At 70.2% G+C, this 14938-nt stretch carries 13 protein-coding genes; 3 read left to right on the forward strand and 10 right to left on the reverse strand.

All coding sequences use genetic code 11. The annotated features are described in order from the left end of the window. Window positions 1-18: 18 nt before the first annotated feature. From AB0M73_RS34140 to AB0M73_RS34160, 5 genes are read right to left on the reverse strand one after another with little or no spacing between them, the layout of a single operon-like run. Complete coding sequence (locus AB0M73_RS34140) at window positions 19-1398, reverse strand: hypothetical protein (protein WP_363899618.1); 1380 nt, start codon at window positions 1396-1398, stop codon at window positions 19-21. After that, complete coding sequence (locus tag AB0M73_RS34145) at window positions 1395-3041, reverse strand: NAD(P)/FAD-dependent oxidoreductase (protein ID WP_363899621.1); 1647 nt, start codon at window positions 3039-3041, stop codon at window positions 1395-1397. Before AB0M73_RS34145 ends, AB0M73_RS34140 begins: the two co-directional genes overlap by 4 nt. Then, window positions 3041-3391 (reverse strand): hypothetical protein, encoded by a 351-nt coding sequence (locus AB0M73_RS34150; protein ID WP_363899624.1) that lies wholly within the window; start codon window positions 3389-3391, stop codon window positions 3041-3043. The genes AB0M73_RS34145 and AB0M73_RS34150 overlap by 1 nt, the downstream gene beginning before the upstream one ends. 38 nt (window positions 3392-3429) lie before the next feature. Further along, window positions 3430-3930 (reverse strand): TQO small subunit DoxD, encoded by a 501-nt coding sequence (locus AB0M73_RS34155; RefSeq protein ID WP_232241224.1) that lies wholly within the window; start codon window positions 3928-3930, stop codon window positions 3430-3432. Between the two features lie 59 nt (window positions 3931-3989). Continuing rightward, the gene (locus AB0M73_RS34160; protein ID WP_363899628.1) at window positions 3990-4997 is read right to left on the reverse strand and encodes an LLM class flavin-dependent oxidoreductase; all 1008 of its coding nucleotides are present in this window, start codon (window positions 4995-4997) and stop codon (window positions 3990-3992) included. Window positions 4998-5070: 73 nt separating this feature from the next. Here AB0M73_RS34160 and AB0M73_RS34165 point away from each other — a divergent pair, with 73 nt between their 5' ends. Next, window positions 5071-7836 carry a hypothetical protein gene (locus AB0M73_RS34165; protein WP_363899631.1) on the forward strand — a complete coding sequence of 922 codons (2766 nt, stop codon included), beginning with the start codon at window positions 5071-5073 and terminating at the stop codon, window positions 7834-7836. Here AB0M73_RS34165 and AB0M73_RS34170 read toward each other — a convergent pair. After that, window positions 7833-8984, reverse strand: coding sequence for a permease (locus AB0M73_RS34170; RefSeq protein WP_363899634.1), 1152 nt, complete (start codon window positions 8982-8984; stop codon window positions 7833-7835). The two genes, AB0M73_RS34165 and AB0M73_RS34170, sit on opposite strands and share 4 nt — an antisense overlap. Window positions 8985-9042: 58 nt before the next feature. Between AB0M73_RS34170 and AB0M73_RS34175 the strand changes: the two genes are divergently transcribed. Beyond that, entirely contained in the window at window positions 9043-9750 is a 708-nt protein-coding gene (locus AB0M73_RS34175) for an SDR family oxidoreductase (protein ID WP_363899637.1), read from the forward strand. 1 nt (window position 9751) lies between these two features. On the opposite strand, the gene AB0M73_RS34180 is transcribed toward AB0M73_RS34175, so the two are convergent. Beyond that, on the reverse strand, window positions 9752-10711 hold the full coding sequence (locus tag AB0M73_RS34180; protein WP_363899640.1) for a helix-turn-helix domain-containing protein: 960 nt from the start codon (window positions 10709-10711) through the stop codon (window positions 9752-9754). A 71-nt stretch (window positions 10712-10782) separates the two neighbouring features. Between AB0M73_RS34180 and AB0M73_RS34185 the strand changes: the two genes are divergently transcribed. Beyond that, window positions 10783-12051, forward strand: a complete 1269-nt coding sequence (locus AB0M73_RS34185; RefSeq protein WP_363899643.1) for an MFS transporter — start codon at window positions 10783-10785, stop codon at window positions 12049-12051. A 60-nt stretch (window positions 12052-12111) separates the two neighbouring features. Here the strand turns inward: AB0M73_RS34185 and AB0M73_RS34190 are convergent, their stop codons facing one another. The 3 genes from AB0M73_RS34190 to AB0M73_RS34200 all read right to left on the reverse strand — a co-directional run bounded on the left by AB0M73_RS34190 (window position 12112) and on the right by AB0M73_RS34200 (window position 14673). Continuing rightward, window positions 12112-12984: a spermidine synthase gene (locus tag AB0M73_RS34190; RefSeq protein ID WP_363899646.1), complete on the reverse strand. Its 873-nt coding sequence runs from the start codon at window positions 12982-12984 to the stop codon at window positions 12112-12114. A gap of 35 nt (window positions 12985-13019) precedes the next feature. After that, the gene (gene speD, locus AB0M73_RS34195) at window positions 13020-13403 is read right to left on the reverse strand and encodes an adenosylmethionine decarboxylase (protein ID WP_043724746.1); all 384 of its coding nucleotides are present in this window, start codon (window positions 13401-13403) and stop codon (window positions 13020-13022) included. A gap of 73 nt (window positions 13404-13476) precedes the next feature. After that, window positions 13477-14673, reverse strand: a complete 1197-nt coding sequence (locus tag AB0M73_RS34200) for a type III PLP-dependent enzyme (RefSeq protein ID WP_363899650.1) — start codon at window positions 14671-14673, stop codon at window positions 13477-13479. Window positions 14674-14938 lie beyond the last annotated feature (265 nt).

Genomic DNA, 14938 nt, shown 5'->3' on the forward strand with positions numbered 1-14938 from the left:
GGGGTGCCGGCGGCGACATCAGGGGGCGCCGGCGACGAGCATGGGGATGATCAGGGCGATCAGCACGGTGAAGACCCACATGGCGGGGGCGGCGCCGCGGATCTGGTCGCGGCGGGCGACAGTGCGTTCGGCGGCGGCCTTGCTGCGGGTCTGCCACCAGGGGTTGGCACGGCGTTCGAGGCGGTGGTAGACGGCCCCGAGCGCGGCGCCGTAGGCCAGATGCCCGACCAGGGAAGGGAATCCGGCGGCGATGCCGGCGGCGCTCCAGTCGACGGGGGTGCCGGTGAACAGGGGCAGCAGGGTCAAATCGCCCAGGGTCCACCAGAAGAAGCCGTACGACAGGCCCCAGCCGATGCCGGAGGTCAGGTCGAAACTGCGGCGGCGGAACAGCACGGCGTAGGAGATGCCGAGGATCTGGGCGATCACCATGTGCACGACGAAGCCGGCGACGGCCGAGTGCGAGCCGATCATCTGCGCCACCAGGGGGAATTCCCCGACGGCGGCCATCACGACGGTGAACACGAGCCCGCCGGCGATGCCGGCCAGCGCGCCGTAGCCCAGCGCCCGCAGGCCCCGCTGGCCGGCGGCCTCGGTGCGCACCAGCCGGATGTCGTCGGTGAACAGGACCGTGGACAGTAGGCCGAGCCACGTGTACAGCACGGCGGTTCCGGCCCCCAGCAACACATACGCCGGCATCAGGTGCGCGTCCGCGGCGGCGGCTTTCTGCGACCAGTCCAGGGTTACGTTGAACAGCAACGGTTCCACGGTCAGCGCGGCGAACACCCACCAGGCAAAGCCATATACCGTGCCCCGAACGAGCGCTGGACCGGTGCTTTCCGGCGAGGCGATCAGCGCATAGCCCGCGCCGGCCAGCAGCCCCTCCCACGGCAACCCCAGCAGGAGCCCCAGAACCAGACCGGCGATCAGTCCACGAAGGATGGACGAACGGGAAGGACGCTGCCACAACGGATCCGTGTCCTGCTGTAGCACAACGAACGCGATGCCGGTGACGGCCCCGTACAGCAGGTGCCCCATCAGGCTCGGCAGCAATGCCTGTGCGCTGGTCAGATCCCAGGCCACGGGCTGGCCCAGGAACAGCGGCAGCAGGGTCTGGGGCCCGAGGAACCACCAGAAGGCCCCGTAGATCAGGCCCCAGAACACGGTTTCGCCGGCCCGGGCCCGCTGTCGTGAGACCAGCAGCCCGAAGCCAGCGCCGAGAACGGTGGCGATCACCATGTGCACGGCCAGGCCGGCGACCACGTTGTCGGTGTGCACGATCGAGGCCACGGTGGCCAGCTGCCCCTGGATCGCCATGGTGGCGCCGAAAGCGGCGCCACCGGCCAAGCCGGCCAGCGCCCCGGAAACGGCGGCGTCGCGGGCCTTCATCACGTCGGTCACCGGGCCCTCACCTTCGACTTGCGCGGCGTCGCCGACGTGACCACGATGTCCCGCGGGAACACCAGGTCCAGGGTCCAGTCGAACAGGACCCGGAGCCGCTTCTCGACGCCGGGCAGCTTGGACAGGTAGATCCCCCGCCACAGCAACCACGCCACCAGCCCGGCGAAGCGGCGGCCGCGGATCTCGGCGGCGGCGGTCCGATGACCCAGGGCGACCAGCACGCCGATGGTGTGGAAGCGGAACTCCACCGGGGTTCGCCCGGCCACCACGGCCGCGATGTTGTCGGCGACGGCCTTGCCCTGACGCAGCGCGTGCTGGGCGGTGGGCGGGTGGAAACCGCCGTCCACCATGGGGATTCGCGCGCAGTCGCCGACGGCCCAGACGTTGTCCATGCCCTCGGCCCGAAGCGCGGTGTCGGTGGTGAGGGCCCCGACCAACGACGCCGGTTTGTTGCCGGCGGTCCACACGAACGTCCGGGTGGCGATGAGCTCGTCGTTCTCCAACCGGACCAGGTCCTCGGCGGCCTCGGTGACCCGCAGCTTCAACCGATGCTCGATCCCGCGCGCCGCAAGGCGTTCCATCGAGTACGCGGCGAGCTCCGGGCCCAGCTCGGGCAGGATGCGGTCGCCGGCGTGCACCAGCACGAACCGGGGTTCCTCGGGCGCGATGCCCGGGTAGTAGTGGGAAACGCCGTGCACGAGGTCGAACAGCTCGGCGATCGTCTCGGTGCCGGCGAAACCGGCCCCCGCCACGACAAAGGTCAGCAGCTCACGCCGGGTGCGCGGATCGGTCTCCCGGTCGGCGGCCTCCAGCAGCCGCAGCACGTGGTTGCGCAGGGCGACGGCGTCGGCCAGATTCTTCAACGGGAACGAGTGCTCGGCGATGCCCGGCAGCCCGAAGGTGTGCGGCACCGAGCCGACGGCCAGCACGAGATGGTCGTATCCAAGGACTTCCCCCGATTCCAGCACGACTTCCCGAACGACCGAATCGACACGATCGACGCGGCCGTAGAGAAACGTGGTGTGCGCGGCGGCGGAACGGATCGGGGCGCTGATGTGCGCCGGTTCCAGGGCCCCGGAAGCGACCTCGGCCAGCATCGGCGTGAACAACAGGAAGTTGGAGTCGCTGACGAGAGTGACATCGAGCTTGGCCCCGCGCAGCACCAGCCGCTCGAACCGTTGCGCGGCGGCGACTCCGGCGAATCCGCCGCCGACCACGACAACCTTGGTCCGTTCCGACGGCGCCCGCCTGACCCGTTCCTTCATCGTCCAGACACCGACCACACAATGCAGCAGCAGCCCGGTTATCGCGCCGTGCAACACATTCCCGACCAGTTCCGGATATGTCTTCGCCGCGGCCACCGCCGACCAGGTCGGCAGCACGCCGTGCAGCAGCGGCTCCAGCGTCAGCGAGAACGCCAGCCACCCCAGCGCGCCCAGCAGCACGCCGGCCGACGCCGTCATGGCCAGGCCCTGCCGCGTGCCACGGGCGACCGCCCCCAGCGCCACGCCGATGACCAGCGCATACGCCGCGAACGCGAGCCAGCCGGGGAACGCGGTGACCATGTGCTGGGTCGCCATCAGCACCCCGACCGGCAGCGCCGCCGCCAGCCCGGCGACGGCGCCCCACCCCAGTTGCTCCATCAGGTCTGCGGAGCCGTCTGCGGAGCCGTCCTGGGCGAGCCGATGGCCACCAGCCCGACGGCCCCACCGAGCAGCAGCGACACGGTGGACAGGTCGCCGCCCAGCGTGTTCTGGCCGCCGATGACCAGCTCCAGCAGCTGGAACACGGCCGCGGCCAGCAGCCCGAAGCCGGCGATCAGCACCAGCGACCGGCGTTCGTGCCAGCCGCCGGTGATCGCGGCCGCGGCCAGCGCGAGCACCACGAGATAACCGGGGACGCCGAGGCCGATCATGTGCCACGGCAGGCCCTGGGGGATCGCCAGCAGCGTGGCCAGGGCGAGGCCGACGCCGATTCCGACGGCGAGTTTCATGGGCACTCCTTGAGTTACGCCGAAGAGGGTCGGTCAGTTCAGGACGCGAGCAGCAGGAACCGGGCGTTCCGGGCGGCCCAGCGGGGACGCAGCACGGCGTCCACACCGCCGAATCGTCCGGCGGCGGTGGCCAGCACGGCGAAATGCGCGACGAACATCAGCGCATAGGACCAGAACCATTCGCCGGGCACGTACAAAGCCGACAATGTGATGACCAGCGTCTGGCCGATGCCGACGACGGCCCAGAACCGGGTGGCGAGCCCGACGACGAGAAAGGCCCCGAGCAGGATCTCCACGGCCAGCGCGAGCGCCCCGAACAACGGGAAACCGGGCAGCACGACGTGCTGGACCAGCCAGGAGAACGGCGGGAACACCGGGTGGTCGACGGCGTCCTGGGTCCACATCCGCAAACCGCCGTAGTTCGGCGGCTGCGGCGACTTCCATGAGACGTTCTGCACCCACAGCATTCCGGTGATCACCCGCACGGCGGTGATGAGCCCGCGGGAGAGCCGTGTCGAGGACTGAACCTCATGTGCCACCGATATCGCCATGGAGAAATTCCACAGCGGATCGGCGGCCCTCACAAGACAATCGGTGCTTACGAACCGCGAACGGCCTTGGTCAGCAATTCGTAAGAACGGAGGCGGTCGTTGTGGTCGTGCACCATGGTGGTGACCATCAGCTCGTCGGCCTCGGTCTTCTCCAGCAGCTCCGCGACGCCCCTGGCTACCGTCTCCGGCCCGCCGATGATCATCGACCGGGCCCGGTCCTCGATGAACAGCCGCTCCAGGTCGGTGTACGGATAGGCGGCGGCCTCCTCGGACGACGGGAACAGCCCCGGCCGGCCGCTGCGCAGCCGCAGGAACGACAGCCCGCTCGGCCCGGCGATGTAGCGCGCGTGCTCGTCGTCATCGGCCGCCACAACGGCCGCTGCCACCATCGCGTAAGGCTTGTCCAGCACCGCCGACGGCCGGAACGACTCGCGGTACAGGGCCAGCGCCGGCAGCGTGTTCTCGGCGCTGAAGTGGTGCGCGAAGGCGAACGGAATGCCCATCAGCCCGGCCACCTGGGCGCTGTAGCCGGACGACCCCAGCAGCCACAGCGGCGGCTTGTTGCCCGGCGCGTTGACGGCGATGACCTTCTGGTCCGGCGCCGGCTCCTCGAAGTACCGCAGCAACTCGGCCAGCTGCTGCGGGAAGTCGTCCGCCGACAGCGGGGCCGTGCTCCGGCGCAGCGCCTGTGCCGTCACGCCGTCCGTGCCCGGCGCGCGCCCGATGCCCAGGTCGATGCGGCCCGGGTGGAACGCCTCCAGCGTGCCGAACTGCTCGGCCACCACCAGCGGCGGGTGGTTCGGCAGCATCACGCCGCCCGAGCCGACGCGGATCCGCTCCGTCGCCGCCGCCACGTGCCCGATCAGCACCGCCGGCGCCGAGCTCGCGATGCCCGGCATGTTGTGGTGCTCGGCCAGCCAGTACCGGTGATAGCCCAGCCGCTCCGCGTGCCGCGCGAGGTCCAGGGTGTTCTGCAGCGCCTGCGCGCTGGTCGAGCCCTGCGAAACCGGGGCGAGGTCGAGCACGGACAGGGGCACTTCACTGGCGTCGGTCACGTGTCAACACAACGCTCGTACTACTTGGCGGAATTCCCACACGGTGAAAGTCGCATTCTGCTCTAATCCGGCAGTGTCCATCACACGCTGGGCCGTCGCGGCCCTACTGACCGTCACGTTCGGGGCCGTGCCGGCACTGGCGCACGCGGCCCCGTCCAGCAGCCCGACACCGCCGGGCACGAGCAGACCTCACTCCGCCTTACCCAGCCAGCAGTCGCTGGCCGGCAAGTTCGTGCCGGTCGCGCCCAAGCGCCTGCTGGACACCCGGGACGGCACCGGCGCGCACGGCCGCGTCGCGCCGCTGGGCCCGGGATCCTCGCTGCCGCTGGACGTCAGCGACATCACCGGCAATCCGTCGGTCAGCGCGACCGCTGTGGTGCTGAACGTGACCGTCACCAACGCCACCCAGGACAGCTTCGTCTCGGTGTCCGCAAGCAACTTCGTGCCGTCGGTCTCCAGCATCAACTTCCGCGCCGGGCAGACGGTGCCGAACCTGGTCACCGCGCCGTTGTACGGCGACGTCAACACGGTGTTCCTGTTCAACCACGCCGGCACGGCCGACGTGATCGCCGACATCTTCGGCTACTACACGACCGACCGGCCCGGCGGCAGCCTGACCACGGTGGCGCCGACCCGGATCCTGGACACCCGGGACGGCATCGGTGCGGTCGGCCCCGGCGCCACGCTGCCGCTACAGGTGACCGGGCGCAACTCGGTGCCGGCCACCGGGGTCACCGCGGTCCAGCTGAACGTCACGGTCACCGGCCCGACCGCGTCGAGCTTCCTGTCGGTGTTCCCCAGCGGCGGCGCTCCGCCCAACGTGTCGAACCTGAACTTCACCGCCGGGCAGACGGTGGCCAACGCGGTGATCGTGCCGCTCGGCCCGGACGGCAGGATCAACTTCTTCAACCTGGCCGGCCGGGTGGACGTGGTGGCCGACATCTCCGGCTACTTCACCGCCAACACCCCCGGCACGCTCGCCCACGGCGGCGTCTACGAGACGCTGGCCACGCCGACCCGGGTGCTGGACACCCGGTCCGACGGCGGCCCAGTCGCCGCGGGGCAGTCGCGGGCGCTGACCGTCAGCGGGCTGCACTCCATGGACCAGGGCAAGCCGACCGCCGTGGTGCTCAACCTGACGGTTGCCAGCCCGACCGCCGACGGCTTCGTCACCGCCTACCCCAACGGCTCGGCGACGCCCAATGCCTCCAACGTCAACTTCATGGCCGGGCAGACGCTGTCCAACCTGGTCGTGGTGCCGGTCGGCCCGGACGGCAAGGTCGCCTTCTACAACCGGTTCGGCCGCACCGACCTCGTGGTCGACATGTTCGGCTACTTCCAGGCCGGCCCGGACCTGGGCATCGAGTCCCTGGCCTTCGCCCAGTCCACAGTGGACGCCACCAACGGCAGCGCCGCGGTCGACCTGACCTGGACCGTCACCGACAGCAACACGAACGTCAACGTGCTGGCCGGCGACCTCGTGTTGCGGCGGAAGGGCAGCCAGCCCGACACTTACCTGGGCCAGTCGGTCACCGAGTCGTTCTCGCCCGGTGGCTGCTGCGGCAGCGCCACCTTCGTCTCCGGCGACGCGCACCGGTCCACCTACACCTACCGCCTGTACGTGCCGCCGGTCTCCGACTCCGCCACCACGCACTGGGTGGTCTCGGAGTTCGCCCTCACCGACGACCTGGGCAACCACCTGCTGGCCGTCGGAAGCGACCTCGACGGCTATCCCGGCGCCGTGCTGACCGCGACCACCGTCGCCGGCAGCAAGGGCCCGACCTACCAGACCCTCGAGTTCGGCACGGTCTTCGACAAGCCATACCTGTACTCCGGGGTCACCAACACGGCCGTGTACCACATCGACCCTCAGGACCAGGCCGAGGACTTCTGGCGGGGATCGATCACCGTCAGCGGGCCGGGCGGCGCGTCGTTCACCAAGAGCTTCGCCCAGGCCCAGGTGAACGGGCAGCACCTGGACAGTCCGTGCCAGGACTTCCACAACGAGGACAGCTGCGCCGTGTCGGTGGTGTTCCCGAAGGGCTCGGCCCCCGGCCGGTGGGTGGTGTCCAAGGTCGTGCTGACCAGCAACGCCGGCACCACCGCCGTCTACGACAACCTCGCCGCGGCCCCGATCACCGTGACGGACAACATCGCCCTCAACGCCTCCGGGTTCCGCGTCACGCCTGACGTGGTCGACAACTGGCGGTCGGCGGTGGACGTCTCGTTGACGATGCGGGCCAACCGGTCGGAGGTCAGCACGATCACCGTGGACGCGGACTGCGGCGTGCTGTCGAGCACGCCGACCGCCAACCCCGACGGCAGCTACACCATCCCGCTGCGGATCTACCAGGGCAGCAGTTCCTGCACCATCAGCGGCATCGCGCTCGCCGACGCCGCCGGGAACGTCGCCCTCTACGGCAAACGCTATCTCGGCACGCCCGATCCCGGCCTGGTCGTCAACCGGATCCCCGACACCACGCCGCCGTCGGTGAGCTCGGTGTCGGTCAGCCCCGCGACGATCCCGGCCAGCCAGCAGTCCAGCGCCCGCTTTTTCGTCACGGTCCACGCCGCCATCGGCCTGACCGCGATCAACGGCTACAGCGAGGCCGTGTACGACGCCGCCGGCAAGGTCGTCGGCCAGTCCGTGGGCGGCGTCGGCCAGGCCGCTGACGGCACCGTGAAGTTCGAGGCCTACCTGAGCAACCCGGTGCCGCCCGGCGTCTACACGATCGGTTTCTCGCTGTCCGACGACGGCCGCCTGACCACGGCCTACGGTCCGCCCAATGGCAAGCCGATGCCCGGCGGCCCGCTGACGATCACGGTGACCGAGGGCTAACCCGTGTGGTGGTGATGGTCGGCGTGCCCGTCGGAATCGGGTGCGCCGCCCATCATCTTCAGCATGTCCCGGCCGCCGGAGCGGAAGAAGCGCAGCACCAGGGCCAGGCCGAGCAGGATGAACACGATGTTGAGCCACGTGGTGTAGTTCCACGAGATGCCGGCCTCGACGATACGGGTGGCGCGGTCGGTGGGGGTGAGGCCGGTGACGCCGAACAGGAGCTCGACCAGGTAGCCGGCGCCGACGGCGGCGGCGTAGAAGGCGCCGAAGACGAGCAGGGCCATCCGCGTGCCGTAGTACTTCCGGTAGATGTTGAGGATCGGCAGGATCATCAGGTCGGCGAAGACGAAGGCGACGACGCCGCCGAAGCTGATGCCGCCGGACCACAGCACGGCGGCCAGCGGCACGTTGCCGATGGAGCAGACGAAGCTGAGGATGGCCACGACCGGGCCGACGATCGGCCCCCAGATCGCGCTCAGCACGGGATGGTCGGCGAGGAAGAAGCCCTGCCAGAAGGCGTCGGGCACCCAGGCGGCGACCGCGCCGGCGATCAGCAGGCCGATGACCAGGTCCCGGAGGATGGCCGCCCACTCCATCACGAACACGTGCGACACGGCGGTGAAACCCGCACGGGACAACAACTTCTGACCGTTCAGGGACATGTCCATGGCGGCATGGCCCTCCATCGAGCCGGCGATGCCCTTGTCCGCCTGAGCGCGCGCCGCGGTGACCAGCTGCGAACGCAGGAACAGCCGGAACAGCAAGGCGACCAGCACGATCATGATGGGCCCGCCGACGAACTCGGCCACGGTGAACTGCCAGCCCAGCAGCAGCGCGAGGATCACGCCCAGCTCGACCACCAGGTTGGTGGAGGCGATCTCGAAGGCCATCGCCGCGGTGAAGTTCGCGCCCTTGCGGAACAGGGCCCGGGCCAGCGCGACCGCCGCGTACGAACACGAGGAGGACGCCGCGCCGAGGCCGGCGGCGATGGTCAGCGACCGGGGCGAGTCGCTGCCGATCAGTCTGACCACTGTGGACCGTCGCACCACCGCCTGCACCACGGCCGACAGGGCGAAACCCAGGATCAGCGCCCAGAGGATCTCCCACGTCATCGATCCGGCCATGGCCAACGCGTCCACGATGAACATGGTCGGAGCATACCCCCTGGGGGTAATTTCGCCAGAGGCGTGACCCTAAGGTGGGTTCATGAACGATCCAGTGCTGCTGATCACCGGCGCCTCCAGCGGACTCGGCGCCGCCACCGCGGTCGCCGCCGCGCGGGCGGGCTACCGCCTGGTCCTGACCGCCCGCCGCGCCGACCGGCTCCAGGCGTTCGCCGCCGACCTCGGCCCGGCCGACCGGGTGCTCACGCTGCCCTGCGACGTCGGCGACTGGGGGCAGATCAGCGGGGTCGTGGACCGGGTCGAGGAGACGTTCGGCCGCCTGGACGCCGTGTTCGCCAACGCCGGCAGCAGCGTCGGCACCTCGTTCCTCGGCCGCTCCGGCGAGGATCCCGAGCTGTGGCGGGAAATGGTCGTCACCAACGTGTGCGGCCCGGCCTACACCGCCCGCGCCGCCCTCCCGGCGCTCGTGCGCTCGGGCGGCCACCTCGTGCTCACGGGCTCCGCGTCCGGCCGCGGGGTGCGCCCCGGCAGCCTGTACTCGGCCACGAAATGGGCCGTCACCGGCATGGCCCAGGCCATCCGGGCCGAATGCGTCGGCACCGGCGTGCGGGTGACGATCATCCAGCCGGGACTGGTGGACACCGAGGCCATCCCGGCCGACCGCAATGCCGATCCCAAGCTGGAGCCGGCCGACGTGGCCAGGGCGGTGCTGTACGCGCTGGGCCAGCCGTCCACTGTGGACGTGAACGAGATCGTGATCAGGCCGGTGGGGCAGGACGCCTACAAGTAGGTCATCGGCACGTGAAGCTGCGGCGGTAAGCCAGCGGGGCAACGCCGACCGCGGCGTTGAGATGTTGGCGCAGCCCGGCCGTGGTGCCGAAGCCGGCGTCACGGGCGATCCGTTCCACCGTCAGTTCCGTGGACTCCAGCAGGTGCCGGGCCCGCTCCACCCGTTCGCGGAGCAGCCACTGCCCGGGGCTGAGGCCGGTCTCCTCGCGGAAGCGCCGGGTGAAGGTGCGCACGCTCATCCGGGCGTGCTCGGCCAGCCGCCGCAGGTCGAGGGGCTGGTTGAGGTGCTCGCTCATCCACTGCCGGGTCGCCGACGTGCCGGCGTCGGCGACCTCGGGCACCGGCCGTTCGATGAACTGCCGCTGGCCGCCCTCCCGCCAGGCCGGCACGACGACGCGACGGGCGGTGTGGTTGGCGACCTCGCTGCCGTGGTCGGTGCGCACGATGTGCAGGCACAGGTCGATGCCGGCCGCCGCGCCGGCCGAGGTCAGCACCGTGCCGTCGTCCACGAACAGCACGTCCGGGGTCACCTTGACCTGCGGAAACATCTCCGCCATCGCGCCGGCGTGACACCAGTGGGTGGTCGCCTCGCGGCCGTCGAGCTTGCCCGCCGCGGCCAGCACGAACGCCCCGGTGCAGATCGACACCCACCTCGCCGTCGCCGGCACGGTGTCCAAGGCGGCGGCTAGTTCCGGCGGCAGCTCCGTGCTGGTCATCAGCGGACCTTCGTACGGACCGGGGATGACGACGGTGTCGGCCGTGGCCAGGATCTCCGGGCCGTGGTCGGGCATCAGCCGGAAGCCGGCGGTCGTCCGCACCGGGCCACCGTCAAGGGTGCAGGTCAGCGTCTCGTACAGCGGCTGGCCGGCGGACAGCGACGCCGAGGTGAACACCCTGGAGGCGATGCTCAGGTCGAACGCCACCACGTCGTCGAGGGCCAGCACCACCACGCGATGGGTCATGGCCCGATTCTTGCACATAGTGGCTTGCGGGCCACTCGTTCGATCCGGGCGGACTTGTCAGGATCTCCACCGTGTTCAAGCTGCATCGCGCCTGGTGGGTAGCCGCCGTCACCTTCGTCGCGCTGGTCGGCGCGGCCGGATTCCGGGCCACGCCCGGCGTTCTGATGAACCCCCTGCACGCCGAGTTCGGCTGGTCGATGGGCACGATCTCGGCCGCCGTCTCCGTCAACCTCGCGCTGTACGGCCTGACCTCGCCGTTCGCCGCCGCGCTGATGGAACGCTTCGGCATCCGCCGGGTCGTGTCCATCGCCCTGCTGGTGGTCGCCGCCGGCAGCGGGCTGACGGTGTTCATGACCGCGAGCTGGGAACTCGTCCTCTGCTGGGGCGTGTTGGTCGGCCTGGGCACGGGGTCGATGGCGCTGGCCTTCGTCGCCACCGTGACCAACGCCTGGTTCGTCAAGCACCGGGGCATCGTCACCGGCGTGCTGACCGCCGGCGGGGCCGCCGGGCAGCTGGTCTTCCTGCCGGTGCTGGCGTCCATCGCCGACTCCGCCGGCTGGCGCGTCGCCGCGCTGACCGTCGCCGCCGCGGCGCTGATCGTCGTGCCGCTGGTGGCCTGGCTGCTGCGGGACCGCCCCGAGGACATCGGCCTGTTGGCGTACGGGGCGACCAAGCCCCAGCCCAAGCCGGTGATCACGGTCGGCGCCGGCCGCCGGGCCGTCCAGGTGCTGGCCGGCGCGGCCAGGACCCGCAACTTCTGGCTGCTGGCCGCCGGGTTCGCCATCTGCGGGGCCACCACCAACGGCCTCGTCGGCACGCACTTCATCCCCGCCGCCATGGACCACGGCATGGGGGAGACCGCCGCCGCGTCATTGCTCGCGCTGGTCGGCGTGTTCGACATCGCCGGCACCATCTTCTCCGGCTGGCTCACCGACCGCGTCGACTCCCGGGTGCTGCTCGGCGCCTACTACGGCCTGCGCGGGCTGTCCCTGTTCGCGCTGCCCAGCCTGTTCGCCGGCAGCACGCAGCCCAGCATGCTGGTGTTCATCGTGTTCTACGGCCTGGACTGGGTCGCCACCGTGCCGCCGACCGTCGCCCTGTGCCGGCGCTACTACGGCACCGCCGGCTCCATCGTGTTCGGCTGGGTCTTCGCCTCGCACCAGGTCGGCGCCGCCTTCGCTGCCGTGGCCGCCGGCATCGTCCGCGACCAGCTCGGCAACTACGACCTGGCCTGGTACATCGCCGGCCTCCTCAGCTGCCTCGCCGCCGTCCTGTCCCTCCTGCTCCTGGCCACCCGCCGCCGTGCACCCGCCGCCCCCGAACCCGCGATGGCCACCTGATGCAGGGAAGGACGCCTTACCCTCGTTCAACGCGGGTAAGGCGTCCTTCCCTGCATAACGTCAGGCCTGGTGCCGAACCCGGTACGGGGGCACGGAGTTGCCGGCGAGGGCCTCGGCGTCGATGGACACCGGGCGGTAGCCGAGGCCGGGCAGCCGGGACTGCATCAGGGCCGTCGGGTCCGCGACCTCGTCGGCGCGGCCGAACAGGTAGGCCCACTCGTGCTCGTCCGAGCCGTAGTACGCGGTGGTGCCGAAGACCTCGGTGAACCGCCGCCACGAGGTGAGCAGAGTCTGGTTGCGCCACATGGTCTGGCAGCCGGCCTGGGTGACGACCACGCCACCGGGCGCGAGGACGGCCTTGCACATGGTGAGGAACTCGGTGCCGTAGAGCCGGTTGTGCTGGGCCTCCTCCTCACGCTCGTCGGGCAGGTCGACCAGCACGATGTCGTAGCGCTGGTCCCCGCCGGCCGCGTCGACCAGGTACTGCCAGCCGTCGGCGTAGTGCACCGTCACGGGACCCTCGCCGCGCTCGGCGCGGGCCAGCTCCTCGGGGGTGTAGCCGTACGGCAGGTGCTCGGCGCAGAGCTTCACGGCCTGGGTGTCGATGTCGACGTGGTCGACGCGGGTCGCGCCGGCGGCCACGGCCATCTGGCACACGACGCCCTCGCTGGAGCCGACGACGAGCACGGAGGTGATCTTGTCGGCCAGCAGCAGAGCAGGCACCATCAGCGCCTCGTGATAGGTCAGCTGGCTGAACTCGGTGCTCTGCCGGTCGTTGTCGCAGAACAGCGACACGCCCTGCTCGGTGCGGGCGATCACCACGTGCTGGAAGGCGGTGTCGCCCTCCCACAGCACGTCGTGCAGGTCCCACACGCGGGTCAGCCCGTGGCCGACCGGCTCGTGGATCTGGGTGGTTCGTTCCAACGTGGTCACTAGCTACTCGCAATCTGCTTGTCAGGCAAGGGAAGTCAGTCGTCCTTGCCGCGGCGGATGGTCTTCGCGTGCACAACGGGCGTGCGCAGCGCCTCGGCGAGCAGCTGCACGGCGACCTCGGGTTTGGCCCGGTGGCCACAGGTGAAGACGTCGACGAAGACCGACCCGATCTCTGGGTAGGTGTGCAGCGAGGCGTGCGACTCCGACAGCAGCGCCAACACGGTGACCCCCTGCGGCTCGAACCGCTTGGAGGTCACGTCCAACACGGTCGCCCCGGCCTGATCCAGCGCACTCGTCAGGATGTCCCGCAACAACGCCTCGTCATTGAGCAGATCGGCGTCGATGCCCTCCATCTCGGCGAGGACATGCTGTCCGGTGAACGACCCGACGGTCTGCACCGAGCCCAGTACTCCGGTCATCTATCACTCCCTACTGTTCCAGGTGAAGGCAGACCTCCGGCGAGGTCTGCACGCAAAATCGGGGTGGGCCCGCTCAGACGCAGTGCGTCGGCAGCGGCGCGAAACCGTTGAACGCTATGGAGGAGTAGCTCGCCGTGTAGGCGCCGGTATTCAGGAAGTCCAGGTGGTCGCCGGCCCGCAGCTCCATCGGCAGCCGGTAGATGTTGTGCTGGTACAGCACGTCATCCCCGTCGCACGTGGGCCCCGCGAGATAGACCGGCCCCGTTTCCCCGTCACGGCCGGGTGTGGAGAGCAAGTAGGTGATGTACTCGTTCTCGGTCTCGGCCAGGCCGTTGTACCGGCCCACGTCCAGGTACACCCAACGCTTGTCGTCCACAGTGGACTTACGGGAGACCAGCACCACCTCGGAGCGCAGCAGGCCGGCGTCGGAGACCAGGAACCGGCCCGGCTCCAGCACGAGCTGCGGCGGCGTGGGGAAATGCGTGCTCACGGACCTGGTGATCGCCGCGGCGAACTCGCTCAGCGGCGGCGCGGGGCGGCTGTAGCGGCCCGGCAGGCCGCCGCCGATGTTGAGCATCGTCAGCTCGACGCCGTCGGCCGCCAGCTTGGCGGCGATCTCCCCGGCCTGCTCGATCGCCGCGTCCCAGGCCCGCGGATCCAGCTGCTGCGAGCCCACGTGGAAGGACACCCCGGCCGGCGTCAGCCCCAGCTGCGGGGCCCGGGCCAGCAGGTGGGCGGCCATGTCCGGGGCACAGCCGAACTTGTGGCCGAACGGCGTCAGCGAACCGGTGTCGGCCAGCACTATCCGGCAGAACACCGCCGCGCCAGGGGCCATCTCGGCGATGGCCTCCAGGTCGGCGTCGCTGTCCGTGGTGAACAGCCGCACGCCGCGGGCGAAGGCGTAGCCGATGTCGGCTCGCTTCTTGATCGTGTTGCCGTACGAGATCTGCTCCGGACGAGCGCCCTCGGCCAGGCACAGGTCGATCTCCGGCGGGCTGGCCACGTCGAAGCAGGCGCCCAGTTCCGCCAACAGGCGCACCACTTCCCGCGCCGGATTCGCCTTGACGGCGTAGTAGAGCTTCGCCTCCGGCATGGCCGCGGACAGCTCCTCGAAGCGCTCGCGGACGGTCGCCAGATCGATGACCAGGCACGGGGTCGCGGGCTTGCACCGCCCGAGGTACTCACGGATACGGGCTATCGCCCCGGTCAGCTCCACCGCTGTCGGCGGAGGTGTCGCCGTGTCGACCGTTGCTGTCGGCTGCGGCGCCATGACGGCGAGGCTCTGTCCCATTCCGCTACGTACCTACCAAATCTCGGGTCAGTGTGTGCGTCGACCCGCTCGCCGCTTGGGTGGTCACGATGCGCTGCGCATCGCGGCGAGTCATGGTAAGGCCTCAATGCCCCTGTTGGCGACCATCACCCCCTGTTGGGTCAATCCGCCCCACGTGGCACCCCTCACACCGCCGCCCCGCATGCAGGGAAGGACGCCTTACCCTCGTTCAACGCGGGTAAGGCGTCCTTCCCTGCATCGCCGA

Source organism: Kutzneria sp. NPDC051319, assembly GCF_040682195.1.
Classification (GTDB): Bacteria; Actinomycetota; Actinomycetes; order Mycobacteriales; family Pseudonocardiaceae; genus Kutzneria.